18 protein-coding genes and 1 pseudogene are annotated in these 17,765 nt (G+C 44.8%); 7 read left to right on the top strand and 12 right to left on the bottom strand.

The features are described from left to right. On the bottom strand, nucleotides 1–740 hold a 740-nt coding region (locus RH85_RS14845; RefSeq protein ID WP_006713519.1), incomplete at its 3' end, for a recombinase family protein. Nucleotides 741–818: 78 nt separating this feature from the next. On the opposite strand from RH85_RS14845, the pseudogene RH85_RS14840 reads away from it, so the two are divergent. Further along, nucleotides 819–944, top strand: a pseudogene (locus tag RH85_RS14840) (thioredoxin domain-containing protein); the annotation flags it as partial. A gap of 71 nt (nucleotides 945–1,015) precedes the next feature. Here the strand turns inward: RH85_RS14840 and RH85_RS14835 are convergent. After that, nucleotides 1,016–1,939: an arginase family protein gene (locus tag RH85_RS14835; RefSeq protein WP_006713517.1), complete on the bottom strand. Its 924-nt coding sequence runs from the start codon at nucleotides 1,937–1,939 to the stop codon at nucleotides 1,016–1,018. A gap of 427 nt (nucleotides 1,940–2,366) precedes the next feature. On the opposite strand from RH85_RS14835, the gene RH85_RS14830 reads away from it, so the two are divergent. Further along, entirely contained in the window at nucleotides 2,367–3,596 is a 1,230-nt protein-coding gene (locus RH85_RS14830; protein WP_006713516.1) for an NRAMP family divalent metal transporter, read from the top strand. A gap of 77 nt (nucleotides 3,597–3,673) precedes the next feature. On the opposite strand, the gene RH85_RS14825 is transcribed toward RH85_RS14830, so the two are convergent. After that, a complete protein-coding gene (locus RH85_RS14825; RefSeq protein WP_006713515.1) occupies nucleotides 3,674–4,552 on the bottom strand; it encodes a LysR family transcriptional regulator in 879 nt (292 codons plus the stop codon). Between the two features lie 99 nt (nucleotides 4,553–4,651). Here RH85_RS14825 and RH85_RS14820 point away from each other — a divergent pair, with 99 nt between their 5' ends. The 4 genes from RH85_RS14820 to RH85_RS14805 all read left to right on the top strand — a co-directional run bounded on the left by RH85_RS14820 (nucleotide 4,652) and on the right by RH85_RS14805 (nucleotide 7,797). Further along, nucleotides 4,652–5,860, top strand: a complete 1,209-nt coding sequence (locus RH85_RS14820) for an MFS transporter (protein ID WP_006713514.1) — start codon at nucleotides 4,652–4,654, stop codon at nucleotides 5,858–5,860. A gap of 54 nt (nucleotides 5,861–5,914) precedes the next feature. Next, nucleotides 5,915–6,481 carry a DUF1415 domain-containing protein gene (locus tag RH85_RS14815; RefSeq protein WP_006713513.1) on the top strand — a complete coding sequence of 189 codons (567 nt, stop codon included), beginning with the start codon at nucleotides 5,915–5,917 and terminating at the stop codon, nucleotides 6,479–6,481. A gap of 148 nt (nucleotides 6,482–6,629) precedes the next feature. Further along, nucleotides 6,630–7,205, top strand: coding sequence for a nucleoside triphosphate pyrophosphohydrolase family protein (locus RH85_RS14810; protein ID WP_006713512.1), 576 nt, complete (start codon nucleotides 6,630–6,632; stop codon nucleotides 7,203–7,205). A gap of 91 nt (nucleotides 7,206–7,296) precedes the next feature. Next, nucleotides 7,297–7,797 (top strand): GNAT family N-acetyltransferase, encoded by a 501-nt coding sequence (locus RH85_RS14805; protein ID WP_006713511.1) that lies wholly within the window; start codon nucleotides 7,297–7,299, stop codon nucleotides 7,795–7,797. A gap of 46 nt (nucleotides 7,798–7,843) precedes the next feature. Here the strand turns inward: RH85_RS14805 and btuD are convergent, their stop codons facing one another. From btuD to RH85_RS14760, 9 genes are all read right to left on the bottom strand, one after another. Beyond that, nucleotides 7,844–8,599: a vitamin B12 ABC transporter ATP-binding protein BtuD gene (gene btuD / locus RH85_RS14800; RefSeq protein ID WP_006713510.1), complete on the bottom strand. Its 756-nt coding sequence runs from the start codon at nucleotides 8,597–8,599 to the stop codon at nucleotides 7,844–7,846. Then, nucleotides 8,586–9,581, bottom strand: a complete 996-nt coding sequence (gene btuC, locus RH85_RS14795; RefSeq protein WP_006713509.1) for a vitamin B12 ABC transporter permease BtuC — start codon at nucleotides 9,579–9,581, stop codon at nucleotides 8,586–8,588. Before btuC ends, btuD begins: the two co-directional genes overlap by 14 nt. 109 nt (nucleotides 9,582–9,690) lie before the next feature. Further along, entirely contained in the window at nucleotides 9,691–10,719 is a 1,029-nt protein-coding gene (locus tag RH85_RS14790) for a succinylglutamate desuccinylase (RefSeq protein ID WP_006713508.1), read from the bottom strand. A gap of 251 nt (nucleotides 10,720–10,970) precedes the next feature. Next, entirely contained in the window at nucleotides 10,971–12,758 is a 1,788-nt protein-coding gene (locus tag RH85_RS14785) for a M3 family oligoendopeptidase (RefSeq protein ID WP_006713507.1), read from the bottom strand. Between the two features lie 11 nt (nucleotides 12,759–12,769). Beyond that, nucleotides 12,770–13,396, bottom strand: a complete 627-nt coding sequence (locus tag RH85_RS14780) for a histidine phosphatase family protein (protein ID WP_006713506.1) — start codon at nucleotides 13,394–13,396, stop codon at nucleotides 12,770–12,772. Nucleotides 13,397–13,400: 4 nt separating this feature from the next. After that, a complete protein-coding gene (cobU, locus tag RH85_RS14775; RefSeq protein ID WP_006713505.1) occupies nucleotides 13,401–13,928 on the bottom strand; it encodes a bifunctional adenosylcobinamide kinase/adenosylcobinamide-phosphate guanylyltransferase in 528 nt (175 codons plus the stop codon). Further along, the gene (locus tag RH85_RS14770; protein WP_006713504.1) at nucleotides 13,925–14,704 is read right to left on the bottom strand and encodes an adenosylcobinamide-GDP ribazoletransferase; all 780 of its coding nucleotides are present in this window, start codon (nucleotides 14,702–14,704) and stop codon (nucleotides 13,925–13,927) included. Before RH85_RS14770 ends, cobU begins: the two co-directional genes overlap by 4 nt. Further along, entirely contained in the window at nucleotides 14,704–15,732 is a 1,029-nt protein-coding gene (gene cobT / locus RH85_RS14765; protein ID WP_006713503.1) for a nicotinate-nucleotide--dimethylbenzimidazole phosphoribosyltransferase, read from the bottom strand. The genes RH85_RS14770 and cobT overlap by 1 nt, the downstream gene beginning before the upstream one ends. A gap of 13 nt (nucleotides 15,733–15,745) precedes the next feature. Next, complete coding sequence (locus RH85_RS14760; RefSeq protein WP_039949122.1) at nucleotides 15,746–16,357, bottom strand: flavin reductase family protein; 612 nt, start codon at nucleotides 16,355–16,357, stop codon at nucleotides 15,746–15,748. 640 nt (nucleotides 16,358–16,997) lie between these two features. Here RH85_RS14760 and RH85_RS14755 point away from each other — a divergent pair. Next, the gene (locus RH85_RS14755; protein WP_006713501.1) at nucleotides 16,998–17,678 is read left to right on the top strand and encodes a Rossmann-fold NAD(P)-binding domain-containing protein; all 681 of its coding nucleotides are present in this window, start codon (nucleotides 16,998–17,000) and stop codon (nucleotides 17,676–17,678) included. The last annotated feature ends 87 nt before the right edge of the window (nucleotides 17,679–17,765 follow it).

Raw genomic sequence — 17,765 nt, 5'->3', positions numbered from 1 at the left:
TTAGATGAGATAATTACTAGAAACTTGGTAAGAGTCCACTTTACCAATAGTGTCATTACCCCAACGATCCCAACCATTGACCTTTTCTTGTTGAGTTCACGAGCCACGCCGCCTTTTGACATACCAGAAAGCACTAGTTCAAAAATCAGTTTTATCGCATCTGCTCTGTGAGGAATTAATAGGTATTTCTTATCTTCTATTTTTAGCCATTTAGGTGTATTACCGAAATTGAGAATACCGCCCTCTTCTTGCAACGCTTTGTCTCTGCGTTGCTTCTTGGCTGCTCTGATCATATTTGACTTACGTTCTGATTCGGCGTGCGCTTGTTCTAATCGAATCAAAATAGGCAACTGACCAATTAGAGATTTTTGGCTCTCAGGTTCGTATTTTTGACCATCCGACGCAGTCACAATCGTGATCCCTAGTCGGGCTAGTTCTTTCACTAGATCTTGCCCTATATCTAATGGCAAGCGAGACAAGCGACTAAAGTCGTCTACTATAAGTACATCAGGCGGGGTAATAGCGTCTTTGCGTAACTTCTCAAGATACGAACCAAATTCACCTTTTAAGTGTGCTCCTTTATAGGCAGATTGCCCTTTAAGAATTATTTGCTGTCGCTGTTGGTAGGTTGGGTTTTGTTTGAGCCAGTTTGAAATATTTTGGTCTTGGCGATCTAAGCCTGTTTTTTCATCTGTAGTCTGTCGCTTAGTGGACACTCGTTGTAACGTATCTGCTATCATTTTTCGCACCTCTACCGCTTAATCGTCCAAGTTGGGAAAAATTGAAAAACTTTTTTCCGACCTTTCGAGAGGTGCATTAAAATGCAACGTGGACGTAAAGAGCTGCAAGCCATGGGTGCTCGTTCGATCCCCGTGCTTAAAATTGGTGACCAAGTGATGGTTGGCTGGAATCAGAAAAACTTTGAGAAAATGTATCAGAGTTAATCACTATTTCAGAGAGTCAAAGGGGGGGGAATTTCCACCCCTTTTTTCGTTTAGTTAAAACAACTCGCTACCTAAGTTCTAAATCCCCACACCGCATCAATTAGCTTAATCATCAGCTCTTTTGACATCTCTTCACTCTCTTTTTCTGGTAAGTATTCGACAAAATCCGCCCCGACAAACTTCGGGTGTTGTGCAATTCCGAAGACCAAATGTAACGCTTCTCGCGCACTCAAACCACCGACATTCGGCGTAGCACAGGCTCGAAATAAACTACCGTCTAACGCATCATAATCAAACGACAAATAGACACAGTCATACTGTTGCTCAACCTTCTCAAGTAACTGTTTTAGTACCCCGTCAATGCCATGTGATTCAATTATCGTCATGTCAAAATTGACCATATCATAGCGCTGCATAAGTTGGTGCTCGTTAGGCATCAAATCACGTACCGCCACGTAGTACACATCACTCGGATCGGGTACCAATTCGGGTTCTACGTGCCAGTTATTATGAGGGTATTGGTCCATCAATAACGCCAAAGGCTTACTATGCAGATTACTAGCAAGGCTATTATTGCAATCGGCGTGAGCATCCACCCAGATCACCGCAACTCGCTTTCCCTGCCGCTTCTGATAATAATCTAATGTCGCTTGAATCGTTGCTACGGCAATAGAGTGATCGCCACCAATTGTAATCGGCACCCTCTGGTTTTGATAAGATTCAAACACCGTCGTTTTCAGTGCTTCGCAATAGTCTGTAAGGGCAGATTCTTTTTGCTCTTGTGCGATCAAATCAAACACTTTTTGCGTCGGTTGAACATCGCCACAGTCGTTAATATCTGCCCCCCAACGCTGATTTCGTACGGCGATCCATTCCGTTAGACCAGTCCACGAGCGCTCGCTCAATCGTCGCAACCCATCAACCGTGTTATCCGTAGTTTGATAACAACCAAGTTGATTAAAGGGCGCGCCGATAATATCGAATGCTCTTGGCATATAAACTCCTTGTTAGATGGGATAGCTAGTAAATTGATCTTTGATTATCCAGTTTAACTTTTCAATCTTGATACATTCTCCACTGTTCTTCGGCCAGTAATGAGCGGTGCATTAGCGACTCGCTTCACGAATTGATAAGCGCTAGCAGGCTCATGAAGAGGGAGCTCATTAGCCAGCTAACCAGTGGCGCAAACCGGTTAAGCGGCTCAACCCAATCAGCTTAAAACTCGAATTTGAATTAATACTCGCTAAAATAAAAACAACTGTTGACAAGTGTGACTTAGGTCTTTAATATCCGCCGCCAGCAAGTAAAGGGTTTCCGAAAATTACTTGTTTTACAAAGCATTACTCGCACAGATTCAGCTGATCTCGGTCAGTTGTCTTTCTATTTTTTTAAAGTAGAGAGACAACAAATTTGAGATTCGGCATGACTACACAAACTACCTCAGCTCCAGCGTCAACCCAAAGCCAAACATCTTGGCAATCTAAAGCAATTCTTAGCGTAGCATTCTTAATGGCAACGACTTCTGTCGGCCCGGGCTTTCTTACGCAAACTGCAGTATTCACCAATATCTACAAAGTCGACATGGCCTTCCCTGTTTTCGCTTCGATGTTTATCACCTTCGGCATCGTGATGAACTTGTGGCGCATTGTCGGTGTTTCTGGTCTGCGCATCCAAGATATCGCGAATAAAGTTGCTCCAGGCATGGGTTATGTGGTCGGTATCCTACTTGCACTTGGTGCGGTGGCATTCAACTTCGGTAACGTTAGTGGTGCGGCATTAGGTATCAATGTGCTGACTGGCATAGATACTACATGGGGTGCGCTGTTTACAGGTTTAGTCGGTAGCCTACTTTTTGTGGTGCATAACGCTTCTAAACGCATGGATCAGATGGCTCGCTACCTTGGCTTGTTTATGATTGTGCTTATCGCCTACGTCGCCATGACCAGTTTACCTCCAATGGGTGAAACTTTAACTGCGGCTGTCATGCCTTCTGATTTTGGTAGCCTACTGCTACCAACGTTAACCATCGTTGGTGGCGCTGTTGGTGGTTACTATACAGGCGCTCAACGTCTTGTTGACATTGGCCTGCAAGGTAAAGAAAACATCCCTTCAATCAAAACTGCTGCGTGGGCAGGTATTTCAATCGCAGTCGTCATTCGAATTCTTCTGTTCTTAGCAGTATTTGGCGTTATCTCAGCAGGTGCGGTGCTAGATAGCTCAAACCCAGCCGCTGACGCTTTCCGTCAAGGCGCTGGTGAAACAGGTTACTTCATCTTTGGTTTAGTATTGTTCGTGGCATCAATTACCTCGGTAGTGGGTAACTCTTACATGGCAATCTCACTGATCAAAACCCTGTTCCCTACCGTTGCTCGCAATGAAAAAGCGTGGTGCGTAGCCTTTATCTTGGTGACGAGCCTTGGCACAGTAACCATGAATATGCCAATTCTACTGCTGATGCTTGCTGGCCTAGTTAATAGCATCATCCTACCTATCGTGTTGGGAATGGTGCTGGCGGCAACTCGCCGCAAAGACATCATCGGTGAGTACAAACACCCAATGTACCTAACCGCAATCGGTGTCACTATTGTTGTCGTCATGGCCGCATCGAGCGTAACGAATATCGGTAACTTTGTATCAAAGTTTATGGGCTAACCCACTGAATATTTGATAATAAATAACAATATTCTGAAGAGCCCTTAGGGGCTCTTTTTTATTACGCTCTCTTAGTCTCACCTTGCGGCAGGAAAGCTTTTTACAAAGTCGATGAAAGTACGGTCAGCAATCGATAGATATCCGTCTTTACGCCATGCTAAGGCAAGATCGAGAATCACTGGTTGTTCAAATGGAATCCCCACAACATCAGGTTCATGTTGCGTGACCAACTCAAGTAATGCCGTAATGGCAAATTCCCGCCTAACAATACTTAATATTAGCGGTAGTAAATTCGTCTCAAACGCACATTGCAGTTGATGATTGTGTTGACGTGCTTTCGCTTCAATATAATCACGGTGAAAATAACCATCTTTAAACATGACCAAATCTTGCTGAAAAAAATCATCAAAACCGAGTGATGTGTAACTAGCAAACGGATGGTCACGCCCCACAACCGCGACCATTTCTGAACGTAACAAATGGTCGGTTTCCAAATCCTCAGGCACGTTATCTTGATTGATAACACCAATATCCAGCTCACCGTCAAGGAGCATTTGTCGGATCGAACTTGTACCAGCATCAATCAGCACTAATTTGAGGTTTGGGTAGCGACTTTTAAATGCCATCAATACTTGGGGGAAAAAATAAGACCCCATCATGCTTGGCGCCCCCAAGCGCACCTCTCCTTTTTCTAAACCTTTCAGTTCATCCATCGCTAACTTAGCATCTTCAATTTGTTGTAAAACCCGCTTCGCGTGCTCAAAAAGAACCAAGCCTTCATCGGTCAATTCAACCTTACGTTCATCACGGCGGAATAGAACAATACCTAGTTGTTGCTCAAATTTTTTGATTGAAATACTTAACGCAGGTTGAGCGATATGGAGCGCCTTGGCCGCTTGAGTAAAGTGACCAAACTCGGCTACCGTAACAAAATGAAGCAGATGTTTTGAATTCATAAGATCTAAAATATATTGCACTGATAATATTAATATATTTTATTTATTTAGCTTGCGCTGATAATTTGATCACAATCACTTAGAAAATCAGATGGACTTATGATCGAATCTCGCACTCCTCAATACCATAGAGTTACACTAAGCCTTGCGCTTGGCTCATTTTTGGTTTTCTGTAATCTTTATCTATTTCAGCCAATGCTGCCGTACATGGCGAATCACTTCGCTGTATCCGAAACACAAGTAAATTGGATATTTGCGAGCGCAACGCTAGCACTCTCGATTTCGCTGGTGCCATGGGCTGTTAGCTCTGAACGATTTGGGCGTCGCAATGTCATGCTATTTGGCTTACTCGCTTTACCTATTATTAGCCTAGCGATGCTTTTTTGTGACTCCCTCATTGGCCTAGTACTCCTTCGCGCTGCAATGGGCTGTGCGCTGGCAGCATTTGCTTCTGTTGCGGTGGCATACATGGTGGAAGAATTAAGTGCCAAAGCCTTTAGTCAGGCCATTGGCACTTATATCGCAGCAAATTCGTTAGGCGGGATCAGTGGCCGCATACTCGGCGGAATGTTAACGGAGCACCTTGGCTGGCAATCTGCAGTGTGGGTAATGGCGATCATTACCTTGATTGGGGCGTTGCTACTGGTATGGCTTTTACCACGTCAGCGCCATTTTAAGGCGCAAAAAGGCATGCTCCGTTATCACAACCGTGCTCTACTTTCTCATCTAAATAACCGCACCATTTGGCTTGCGATGTTAATTGGTGGCTTAAATTTCGCCCTGTTCGTCAATCTATATTCTGTGATGTCTTTTCGCTTAGTCGCTCCCCCGCACCAACTGCCAATTGGTATCGCGTCAATGATATTCTTATGCTACCTCGCAGGGACATTAAGCTCCAAGTTGACCGCAAGTTGGAACCGTCACTATAGCGAAGTTCAAGGTATGTTAGTTGGAACGAGCATCAGTTTGGCCGGAATGTTGATCGCCTATTTCGATACACTTATCTGGATGATTTTAGGATTACTTTTGATCAGTTTCGGGGCGTTTTTTACGCATACACTGGCTTATGCCTGGGTAAGCCAAAAAGCGAAGCGTGCTAAAGCCACCGCCACTGCGCTTTATTTAGTCCACTATTACATTGGCGGAAGTTTAGGCGGATTTTATCTCATCTATTGCTGGCAACACGGTGGTTGGGGGGGCGTAATCGTTGCGGGGAGCCTACTCTACCTCGCTATCTTTTGGCTCTGCTTGCGTCTGCAAGTAAAACCTAAAACCCAATTAACGAAATCTGATATCATTACTCGGTAAAAATAGCCTCATGCCACAATAATACCAATAGGCATGCAAATATCAGGAAGCAGCATGAATTGCCCACACTCAACTCAACAGCCAGACATTGCCCTACAGGTCAATCAATGGCTCAACGATGTCGTTATTGGACTCAATCTTTGCCCATTTGCAGCAAAACCACAACGCAACAAGCAAATTGAAATTTTTGTTAGCCAAGCAACCAGCGATGAAGCTCTGTTGGAAGATATTTTCAATCAACTACTGAGACTTGATCATACACCTGTGGCCGAACTTGAAACCACGTTAGTCGCAGTACCTAACATGTTAGCGGATTTTTGGGACTACAACTTGTTTATTGATTGGGTTGAAGGATTGATTCGCCAACAAGGTTGGGACGGCATTTTCCAAGTCGCGACTTTCCATCCAGATTACTGTTTTGCCGATTGTGAGCCAGATGACGACTCTAATCTAACCAACCGTTCACCAGCGCCTGTTTTCCACTTAATTCGTGAAGAGAGTATGGCCAAGGTGCTAAAACACTATCCAGATCCTGAAGCAATCCCAGAAACCAATATAGCCCGAGTCGGCGCGTTGTCAGACACCGAGCGCAGACAATTATTCCCTTACCTATTTAGTTAACCCCTTCTCTATCGTCAGCATCTACTCTTGGTGCTGACGAATGTGTGATTTCTTACTCGATCAATTGGCTAATTCACCTCGAACCATGGCGAGGAGAGCACGCGTTTGCTAATATTGCGCGATATTTGTTATTGCCGGATTTAAGCGCATGTATTTATCAAAACTGACTCAAGAAATTTTCGATCACCTTTACCGTGATATTAACGAATTCCGTAGCACTTTCGACCTACCCGTTGCTGCGCCACAAAGCTTAGACGCTAAAGCCGACACTCTGCATACTTCACTGGCAATCGAAGAGTTAACCGAACTTGCTGAAGCCGATAACAAGACAGAACAAGCCGATGCGATCATCGACAGCGTTTACGTTTTAATGGGCCGTCTTGTTCACCTTGGTAACGATAAAGTAGAAGATAATCTAGCGATCAGCTACCTAATTGACCTGCTGCTCAATGTCGCAGTCAACCGCGGTATCGAGTTCCTTCCTTGTTGGGATGAAGTGCACTCAAGCAACATGAGCAAAGTGTGCCGTAACGAAAAAGAGTACGCAGAAACAGAAGCGTTTTACGCAGAGCAAGGCATTAAGCTAATGGCCGTGACTAAAGGTGATTACATTATCGCTAAGTGTGCGGAAGATTTCGTTTCTGAAGCAAAAACCATTCGCCAAGGTAAGGTGCTAAAATCGGTATACTACCGTCCTGCTGACCTCGCGCAACTGACAAAGTAAAAGATAAACTAAAGCTACCCTCGGGTGGCTTTATTTTTAAGTGCCAAAGCAATAAACAGAAAATGGATCACTCAGCCAAAAGGATTTAGTGGTGAAACTCATCCCTCTTGCAATGGAGCATGCTCCGACATTACTGGCGTTCGAGCAAAAAAATCGTGGTTGGTTTGAACAGCACATCACACCACGAGAAGAAGATTTCTATTCCTTAGTTGGCGTGCAAACCCACATCGCCGAATTATTACTCGATCAAACACTCAACAAAGCCTATTCGACCTTATTACTCGATCGCCATAATAATCTTGTTGGACGGGTTAATCTGGCTAATATTCAACAAGACAAAGCCTTTTTAGGTTATCGGCTCGGTAAAGCGTGGGTAAAAAAAGGCTTAGCGAAAAAAGGCGTGAAGTTGATGATCGAACAAGCGAAAGTGCTCAAACTGAAACGTTTGGTTGCTCTAGCTTCGGTATCCAATATCGCATCGCAGAAAGTGCTCACTTCGCAAGGTTTCAAACCTTACCATCGCTTAGCAAGCTTCACTGAAGTGCAAGGCAAAGCGCTTGATTGTATTGAGTATCGCTTAGATTTAAGCTGAGACTGATTAATCGCGAAAAGATTTAATACGAAGCCAACTCACCCATTTAATCAAACAATAGAATACTTTTATCTTTTAATTCAATGCGTTCTACACGAGTGTTAAATACGCTCGACAGTCGTTCAGGCTCAAGTACCTCCGAAACCTCACCAAATGCCTTCATCACCCCTTTCTCTAACAACAAAGCTTTATCGGCATGTTTTAACGTTCGATTGAGATCATGGTTTGACATCAATACCGTCAATCCCATTGCGGCGACTCGGTCAATCAATTGGTACAACAGGGCTTCTTGGCCAATATCGAGCGGTGCTGCAGGCTCATCTAAGATCAGCACTTTAGCAAATGGATTTAAGGACGGCCAAATTTGTAAACAGATGGCGCACAACCGAACGCGTTGCCATTCCCCACCCGAAAGTTGATGAATACTACGATGAAGCTTGTCTTGCAGTTGCAGTATCCCAGCTAATTCGATCACAGCCTGTTCAATTTCACTCACCTTGAACTTAGCGTGGGCAGGAATCGACAACGACAAATAGTGAGCAACTTCTAAATTGAATGCCGGACGATCTGATTGGCTCAAAAATGCGCGATAATCTGCCAATTGGGAAATTGAAGCTTGATTAATCGTAAGATCAGCAATCTGCGTTTCGCCATTGGACTCCAATAAACCAGACACCGCGGCCAGTAGAGTGCTTTTGCCACTGCCATTGGGCCCAATAACATGGACAATGTCTCCTGCTTGAGCTTCAAACGACAATGGTAACAAGCGTGAGCCAACACTAAGCGAATTAACGAGAATCATGATTTTTCACCAGCATCCAAATAAAGATCGGCGCACCAATTGAGGTGGTGACCACGCCAAGTGGTAATTCTCCTGAGCTGATTGCGGTACGCGCAATCAAATCAGCAAACACCACCAGCAACGCACCCGTTAATGCTGAGATTGGTAATAAATAACGGTTCTCACTGCCCAAAGCGAGACGCAATAAATGCGGTACCACTAGGCCCACAAAGCTGATGACTCCACCAAGAGCAACGGTACACCCCACCAAGATCGAAACAGCCAGAATTAATTTCCAGCGCATACTCTCAACATCGATGCCAAGTTGCTTAGCATGAGTTTCGCCCATCATTAATTTATCGAGCAATGCCCCTCTACTGCACAACCAAACCAGCACGGGGATCATCACCAAGGTCAATACGTGTTGATACCAGCTGGTTCCGCCGATGCTGCCCATTAACCAATACATCAAAATTCTGAGACTTAAATCATCACTAAAATAGAAGGCCCATGTAACGACTGCACCCGATAATATCCCCAAAGCAACCCCAACCAACAACAAACGTGTTGTGGTTAATCGTAGAGCTCTTGTCATGATGACCAATAGCAAGGTAAAGGCTAATGCCCCCATAATTGCAGCGAGCATAAAACCGATCGGGGTAGCTAACGCGGGTAAAAAGAACAGCAACAGCACCATCATGACACTCGCCCCGCCGGATATTCCAAGAACTCCTGGCTCGGCCAATACGTTGCCTAACAGCACTTGCAGTACTGCGCCAGAAACCGCTAAAGAAGCGCCAATCGCAAGTGCGGCAAGAAGCCTTGGCAAACGGAGTTGACTGATTAACTGCTGTTCAAGAGATGACAAGGGCGTCAGAGGATTGATAAACAGCTCTCCCACCATAAGATAGAGACAACTAATGGCAATAAGTATGAAAACCACCCAGCCTATAGTGCGTTGCCACCGTTTATGTTTACGAGCTAGAAGTTGAGTAAAATCCATAAAGTAAAGAGGCGCTTATCCGTTTCGAATGTAAAAATGGAGAAAAAAATAATGGCCTAACGATACCGTTAAGCCATTTAAATAGAAAGAAATTTTAGAAACAGCGCGACTAATCGTAGACGATTTGTCCATCTTCATAGCGAACTTGAACTGGACAGATCATTAACGCAGCTCGCTGACCGATTTCAACATGTCGATTAGGAAAAACAATCGCTTCTTCTTCGTTTTTCGCCATCAATGGTTTCTGGCCATCATGACCAAACACTTCGCCATGTTTAAAGCTAGTAAAGTTTTCAACATCATCACCAAACAAGAAATCAAAATCATCATGAATGCGGACAATGGTACGACTGACACGATACATCACTGGTTTACGAGGTAAATGCTCTGCTTCACTGGCACTGATCAAATCGCGTAATGCAAGATCAAAAGCAACCAACTTTTTCAAATCGTTATCACCAATTCTCGCCGCACTACCAAGCTCTACCGTCAAAGCTTGAGCCGCAAAATTTTCGGCGCTAAACCAGCTAAAGGTGCTCGATGGTGCGTTTGAAAACAGCAATGCCTCTAAATGTGCGCTGTAGACGAAATTCATCAACGCTCGGCTGCGAACAGGATGACGTGATTTCGGGCTCACCGCGAAAGTATAATGCTTCGACTGACGAATTGCGCAATGTAAATCAAAATGCCAACGCTGCTTTTCCTCTGTACCGGCAAAAAATACACTCACCCGATCTTTGAGCATTTCTGCGATAGCCAGTTCTTTGCTCGGTTCGTGACGCTTGCCATCAAATAGTCGGTTAAGGTTCGTTTCAATGCTTCTTGTATGAGCATTGGTTGCTTCAGGATGAGCAATAATAAAAAGTAACCGCTCTTTAATCGGCTGAAAACCGGTTTCGATATCCTCAATGATCTTATCGACTAGCTCCATCGGCGCCGTTTCATCACCGTGAATACCACACGAAATAACCACATGCTTGCTATCGTGATCAAGGTGAGCGGGTATAACTTCCAACACTCCTCTTTGATGCAGTTTAAATCGAGTTCCTGCAGCAACGACTGATTCTCCTGGAATCACATCGTTTTGTAGGTCTAAGCTGTCAACAAGAAAAGATTGCCGAAATAATTTCTTCGTCATGCGTTACTCCTTTATTGCACAGCGATATGTTAATAAAATGTTCTAGCAAGTTTTGTCGCTGCGATCGCACTTATGGATAGAAATTACGTGCTTCATCGAAAAAACAAACATTGCCACGCTACGTAACCCTATGGAATACGTAGAGAAGAAAGCGAATGCTATGCAAAATAGCCGAGTATTTACTCGACTAAACGATAGTACCATAAGATAAAATAGCAATTTGTTGATCTAGAACGGATTCCGTAGCGAGTTTACTCGCCTTGCGCGAGCAGCGCCTCAAATTGAGAGACTTTCTCTTCCACCATCTGCAAGCTTTGACGCCAGAAATCAGCATGGGTTAAATCCATACCCAAGTGGCGTTCAACCACATCTTCAGCCATCATTGAGCCCGTATCACGCAGTAACTGTACATAATCTTGATAGAAGTTATCGCCTTTGCTCTCTCTTTGCGCATAAACCCCTTTGCTAAACAGATAGCCAAACAAATAAGGATAATTATAGAAACTCACTTCCGATATTGAGAAGTGCAGCTTACTCGCCCAAAAGTATGGGTCGCTTTCACCCATTGAATCGCCGTACCATTCTCGCCATGTTTCGTCCATCAGTTGACATAACTGTTCGGCACTCAACTCGCCCGTCTGGCGCTTCTCATAAAAGCGCTTTTCAAACTGGTAACGCACTGGAATATTAACGAGCAAGGCGTAAGCTGAAGAAAGCTCTTCCCACAGCATCTCCAGCTTCTCTTCACGAGTATTGGCTTTCGCTAATAGCGAGTCGCGCACAATATTTTCCGCAAATATCGATGCTGTTTCCGCCAGTGTCATTGGATAGCGGGTTTGACACAAAGGCATATCGCGCATCACCCAGTTGTGGAAAGCATGGCCTAACTCATGTGCCAGCGTCATCAAATCGGAACGGCTGCCACCCCAGGTAATGAAAACTAATGGCGTGCGTGTGGCCGCAAACTTAGTACAATAAGCACCTAGGCGACGATTTGGTGTCGGCTCTGCGTCAATCCAGCCATTCTCAACCATCAACTCAACAAAATCAGCCATCTCTTGGTCCACTTCCGCGAACGCTTGTTTAATGACATCAATCGCGTCTGCAAAAGTATAAGTTTGCGCGGCGCTGCCATCTAAACTCGGCATGCCCGCCATGTGATTCCACGGTTTCATTTCGTCTAAGCCGTGGACTTTAGCCATCAAACGTCCCGCTTTTTGCCCGATGTCTCGATGCGCCAAGGTCGTATCCATCATGGCGTCTAACGTATCTGGAAGGATGCGGCTTTGGTGTAAACTAGGGTCAAGAAAATGCACGTCGTGTAATGTTGAGCGTTTTTGGTATTCACTCTGACGCCAACCTGCGAGCGCATTTAAGATAGCAGCAAAACTCTCTTGATGGGTTGCCATTGCTTGTTGAATACCGCGCCATGCAGATTCTTGGCGCTCAAAATCGGTACCATAGAGTAAACTTGCCGCTTGCGAAAAGCCCAGTGTCGATCCATCTGCAAGGGTAATTTGCAGTGCGCCGGTAATATTGTCGTACATGCGCCCCCAAGCATCTCTGCCATCCACTTGCATGGCCGCTAACAGTTGTTCTTCAACCACACTGAGTTTGGTATCCGCCACTTTTCTATCACAGGCAATCATAAACGCTTGGCCATACACATCACCACTATCGTGATCGAGCACTTCTTGAATATATTCTAGAGGTGCACTCGCTAAAGTATCTTGATAAGGCGTATACGCCTGCGATAGCTGCGAGCTGAGTTTCGCTAACTTGCCAATCAATGATTTAGCTTCTGGATTGACAGCGTCTATTGAAGCGTGGCACTGAGCAAAGGTGTTGATCGTGGCGAGAAGTTTACCCGCCGCTTCTCTGGTTTGAATCGCATTTTGCATCACTGCCGTTAAATCGCGACGATCAACGTGTTGATTGAGAACTTGAATACACTGCTGAATCAGCTCAATATCTTGTGTGATCTTAGCATCATTTAAATCTTGATAAGCGATGGATAAATTCCAACTTGGTGCAGTCATAATTCTTTCCTTTAAGCGTGCGATAACCCAGAGAGCGGTGTACCGACCGAACAAATTTGAACGTAGATTTTATCTGCGTGGGTAATTTTTATATGCGAAATCGATTGATTGGCGATCTGTAGCGTTGAAAATAATGTTGGATTGCGCCAATCCAAGCCTAGCGTATAGGCCAAAATCATTCTAATTGTGCCACCATGGGCAATTAATAAAGTGTCTTTTTCGGCGCTCTGCGTCAACGCTTGCCACCCTTCCGAGATGCGTTGATAAAACGCATCAATCGACTCTGAATTAGGTAATGGGTAGCGAAACGGATCTTGCCAGAACTGCTCCAGCATTGGCCATTGCTGACTAAGCTGGTCAAACGGCACACCATCAAACTGGCCGAAATTCATCTCTTGAAACTCAGGGCTGACTTGCAGGCTCAAACAAGGCTTCTCAACCACTAAACGCATAGCTAAGTCTCGGCAGCGGCGCAGCGGCGAGCTAACGACATGTTCAAACGGTAGATTTATTTTAAGTAAACCGCTACAGATAGATTGCTGCACTGAACTTGCCACCAACACATCGGTATGGCCGTTGAGCGCGGCTTCGCCAAGCGTTTTACCATGTCGCAGTAAGTAGATATTGACGCTGTTCATTGTGCTAGCCTTTCAGTGTCATCGGTAAGCCCGCCGCAACAAAGGTAACCTTATCGGCCACTTTGGCGATCGCTTGGTTCATCCATCCGGCATGATCAACAAACAAACGGGTAACTTCGCCCATTGGGATAATCCCTAGGCCAACTTCATTTGAAACCAAAAGAATTGTCGCAGGACTATTGCGTAAAGCGCTCACCAATTGGGTTACATGCTGAGTGATCGCCACTTCCTCTGCCGTTTCGCCATGCTCAAAGATGATGTTACTCATCCACAAAGTAAGGCAATCAATCAACACAATATCTTGCGATGTAAAGTTCGAGAGCAAGTCAGCAACCGCGATTGGACACTCGTGTAACTGCCACGACTCGTCACGTCTTGCTTGATGATGAGCGATTCGTTGCGACATCTCTTGGTCTGTTTTGGTTGCGGTGGCGACATAGTGACGACGGTGTTTTGCATCAGCTAAAACACAAGATTCAGCATAACTCGATTTGCCCGATCGAGCGCCACCTAAGATTAAATGAAGACTCATATTGTATGGGTAAACCAAGCAAGAATTAGTAGATAGCTTAGCAGTTCCATCAATTGTTGCGCAGCGCCCAAACAATCGCCGGTAAAACCGCCAATACGTTTGATAAGCCATGCTTTAAATATATGACGAAAGACGACCGCAGAAACAAGCAACAGCGCAGCCAAACCAAGTGGTAACAACAAGCTACTCAATACGCCGGTAGCGATCAAAATCGCTAAGTCCACTTTACTTTGTCTATTGGCTAACGGTTTGCTTTTGCTACTATCAAGATCCGCGACGTAAGGCATATCATAAATCAGGGATGCCGCCACGCAGCGACTAAGCGTATAAGCGACGACAATAATCACCAATAAGTCCGCCGTAACAGCCAGTTCGTTTAGTAACACAAACTTCGCCAACAACGCCATAACAAGAGTCGCTGCGCCATATGTGCCAATTCGGCTATCTTTCATAATGGTTAAGCGGCGCTCTAACGTCATGCCACCACCAATGCCGTCGGCCATATCGGTTAAGCCATCTTCGTGAAACGCCCCGGTTAGCAGTAAGCTGATCGCCATGGTCAGTATCACCGCTACATTAACCGGCCAAATCATCGCGAAAAGAGAATACACCACACCACAAATTAAGCCCAATAACACCCCTACCAAGCCGAAGTAGCGTCCGGCTTGATTCATACGTTGTTCTGAATAAGGTGTGTTGTTGGGAATAGGTAAACGAGAAAAGAAACCCAACGCCAGCCAAAACAGCTGGAGTTGGTTGTGCGCGCTTTTACGCATTACATCTCAACTCCAGCTTGATCAAAACTGGCCATGTGGTTGTAAAACTCAGCAGCAGAACGAATCAGCGGAACAGCCAGTACTGAACCAGTCCCTTCTCCTAAGCGAAGCGATAGGTCAAATAACGCTGTGGCAGCAAGCTCTTGCAGCATAAATTTGTGTCCAGACTCATGGGACTGGTGTGCAAAAAGCATGTATTCACGGCACGCTGGATTGATTTTCGCCGCGACATAAGCGGCGGCTGTCGCAATGAATCCATCCACAATCACCGGAGTGTTATATTTCTCTGCCGCTAAAAATGCTCCCACCATCTGAGCAATTTCAAAGCCACCAACTTGGCGTAAGATCTCTTGAACATTTTGACCTCGGCAACGGTTAACGCCCAACTGCACCAACTGACGTTTTTTACGCAATTGCTGGTCATTGATCCCCGTTCCCAAGCCAACGCATTTTTCAACACTGCGACGAGACAAAGCAGCTAGAATTGCGGCAGCACTGCTCGTGTTACCAATACCCATTTCACCAAACATGATTAGGTTGGAACCAGAATCAACCACTTGTTTTACGATCTTTTCACCGAAATCCAAACCTTGCTCGACCTGCTCTTTAGTCATCGCTGGTTTCTGTGCAAAGTTTTCAGTTGAGGTTCCCAGACGCTGGACAATTAATAGCGGCGAATCGCTCTTAATCGGCTCTAGCATGCCGGCATCAACCACTAATAATTCAACATCATTAGCTCGGCAAAAACAGTTAACTGCCGCCCCACCAGCAAGAAAGTTATTAACCATTTGCTGGGTGACTTCTTGAGGGGCAATGCTGACCCCTTCTCGCGCAATTCCGTGATCGGCTGCAAATACGATAACAGTCGGTTTTTTTACTTTAATTTTAGTGACAGGGTCACTCTTTCCTTGCCCTTGAATCAAGGCCAATTTATGAGCAACCTGTTCCAACTTGCCTAGCGCGCCAAGTGGTTTGGTTTTATGGTTGATTTGCTGCCAAATGGCATCTGAATGAGATTTATCTAACATAATTCGGGACTACTTAACTCGGTCTAGCTACAGAAAATGTTTTTTCTAACATCGCGTACTTTGTGCCACCAAGGCGACAAAGTGGATTTACACTCATAGCGTCAATTTCTAAACGATCATTTCGCTCTGCGATCATTTGCGGATCGATATACACTTGTTCAATTTCCGCAAAGACTAAATGTTGGGGAGCGTCACCAACCTCTTTTATTTCATAAAGTTTACAGCCGAAGGCAATTGAACATCCTTTTACGCGAGGTAGTTCAAAATCTTCCATCTCACATAATTCAATTTGGCCTGCTTCTACTTCTGATTCACCATGTGCTAATGTCGCAGCACTCTGAGTGACAGCCTCAGCCAATTCAATACTGGCAATATGAATGACCATTTTCCCGGTCTCTAGCACATTACGAACAGTATCTTTCATTTCACCATCCGGTTTGTTACCCACCGAAAACATCAACAATGGTGGTTGGCTTGAAATCGCAGTGAAATAAGAGAACGGCGCTAGATTATAATTTTCGCTATCCGACTCGGTTAGCACCCACGCGACTGGACGGGGAATGACAGTTTGAGTAAGTAAGTGATACGCTTGCGATGGCGCAAGTGCACTCATATTTATGTTCATAGACGTCCCTGTTACTAATAGATTTATCTATTAGACAATTTAAATGCGTTACTTAAGTCAGTGTACTCCTTGTATCACTGCATTTTCTAGTGAATCCTCGCAGTTCCATCAACAAATCAATTCCTTATCACCATTTTGCTCCGATTACGTTGCGAGTGACCAATAATAACCAGATGAAGCAGTGGAATAGACCTTGATACAACGAATGGCGCTAGCAATAGATTTAAATAAGGCAGCCTCGAGCGTTTTGCATCTCAATATGCGAAAGGATGTCGTGTGATTCATACTTCGCTGTTTTTATTGGATAAAATTTTTGGCTCAATTTAAGCATGCTGTATTACGTTGGTCGATGAACTCACATCACTTTGAGGACACGGAGAATAACCACAAGGTTCTAGTAAAAAACCTCAACTTAACGTGACTAAACAGAGCGAGGAGACAATATGTTTGCTAATCAAAATCGCAAAAAAACGAAACCCGCACAACCAAAACAGGCGAATAAACGCAGTGTGCCACTCTCAATGACCTAACTAAGGTGTCAGTTTAAAGCCAATCATTCGATTGGCTTTTTGCGCAACCTCATAGACTTATCACCAGAGATGACCGATTCTTAACCCAAAAGAAAATTGGAGAATCTGTCATGGCAAAACAACAGATCGTCATCATCGCGGGTGCAACTGGACTAATTGGCACCGAATTACTCAAGCTTATGCTCGAAGAGCGTGCCATTGATCATATCTACGCGCTCACCCGCAAAGGCCTCGCATTCACCCATCCAAAACTACAAGAGATTCGGGACCCACAATTACGAGTTATTGATTGGGACGAAGCGTTGCCCGCTCCAGAAAAGGGTTACATTTGCCTCGGCACGACACTTAAGCAAGCGGGTTCCAAATCAGCACTTGAGGCGATTGACTATCATCTTGTTTGTGATGTAGCGAAAAACATGGCTTTGCTTGGCGTGAAACACCTTACGGTTGTTTCTAGCTATGGTGCAAACCCACGCTCATCCTCACATTACCTGCGTTGCAAGGGTAAAATGGAATTGGCATTAGAAAATCTTGGTTTTGACAACGTTACCTTCATGCAACCCGGCCCTTTAGTTGGATTGCGTGATACGCCAAGGAAGGACGAAGCCTTGCTACAAGCAATTTTAAAAGTCGTTCGACCAATCATGCTTGGCCGTCTAGCTCGATTCATTCCCATCAAAGCTGAACTGGTCGCCAGAGCGATGCTGTACGCATCGTTTAGTAAACAGGCTCGTTCCGTTGAAACTTTTGATAGTGTCGCGATGCGCCAGTTGCTCAATAAATACAAATAACCGTGATAAATTAGGCTAAGTTCGTCTAGTTTATCGACCATCATACCTTTTAAGAACGAAAGCTTCTAATTCATAGCCTTTTTTCAT

Source organism: Vibrio ichthyoenteri ATCC 700023 (assembly GCF_000222605.1).
Taxonomy (GTDB): domain Bacteria; phylum Pseudomonadota; class Gammaproteobacteria; order Enterobacterales; family Vibrionaceae; genus Vibrio; species Vibrio ichthyoenteri.
This window is presented reverse-complemented; position numbering and strand designations above follow the sequence as displayed.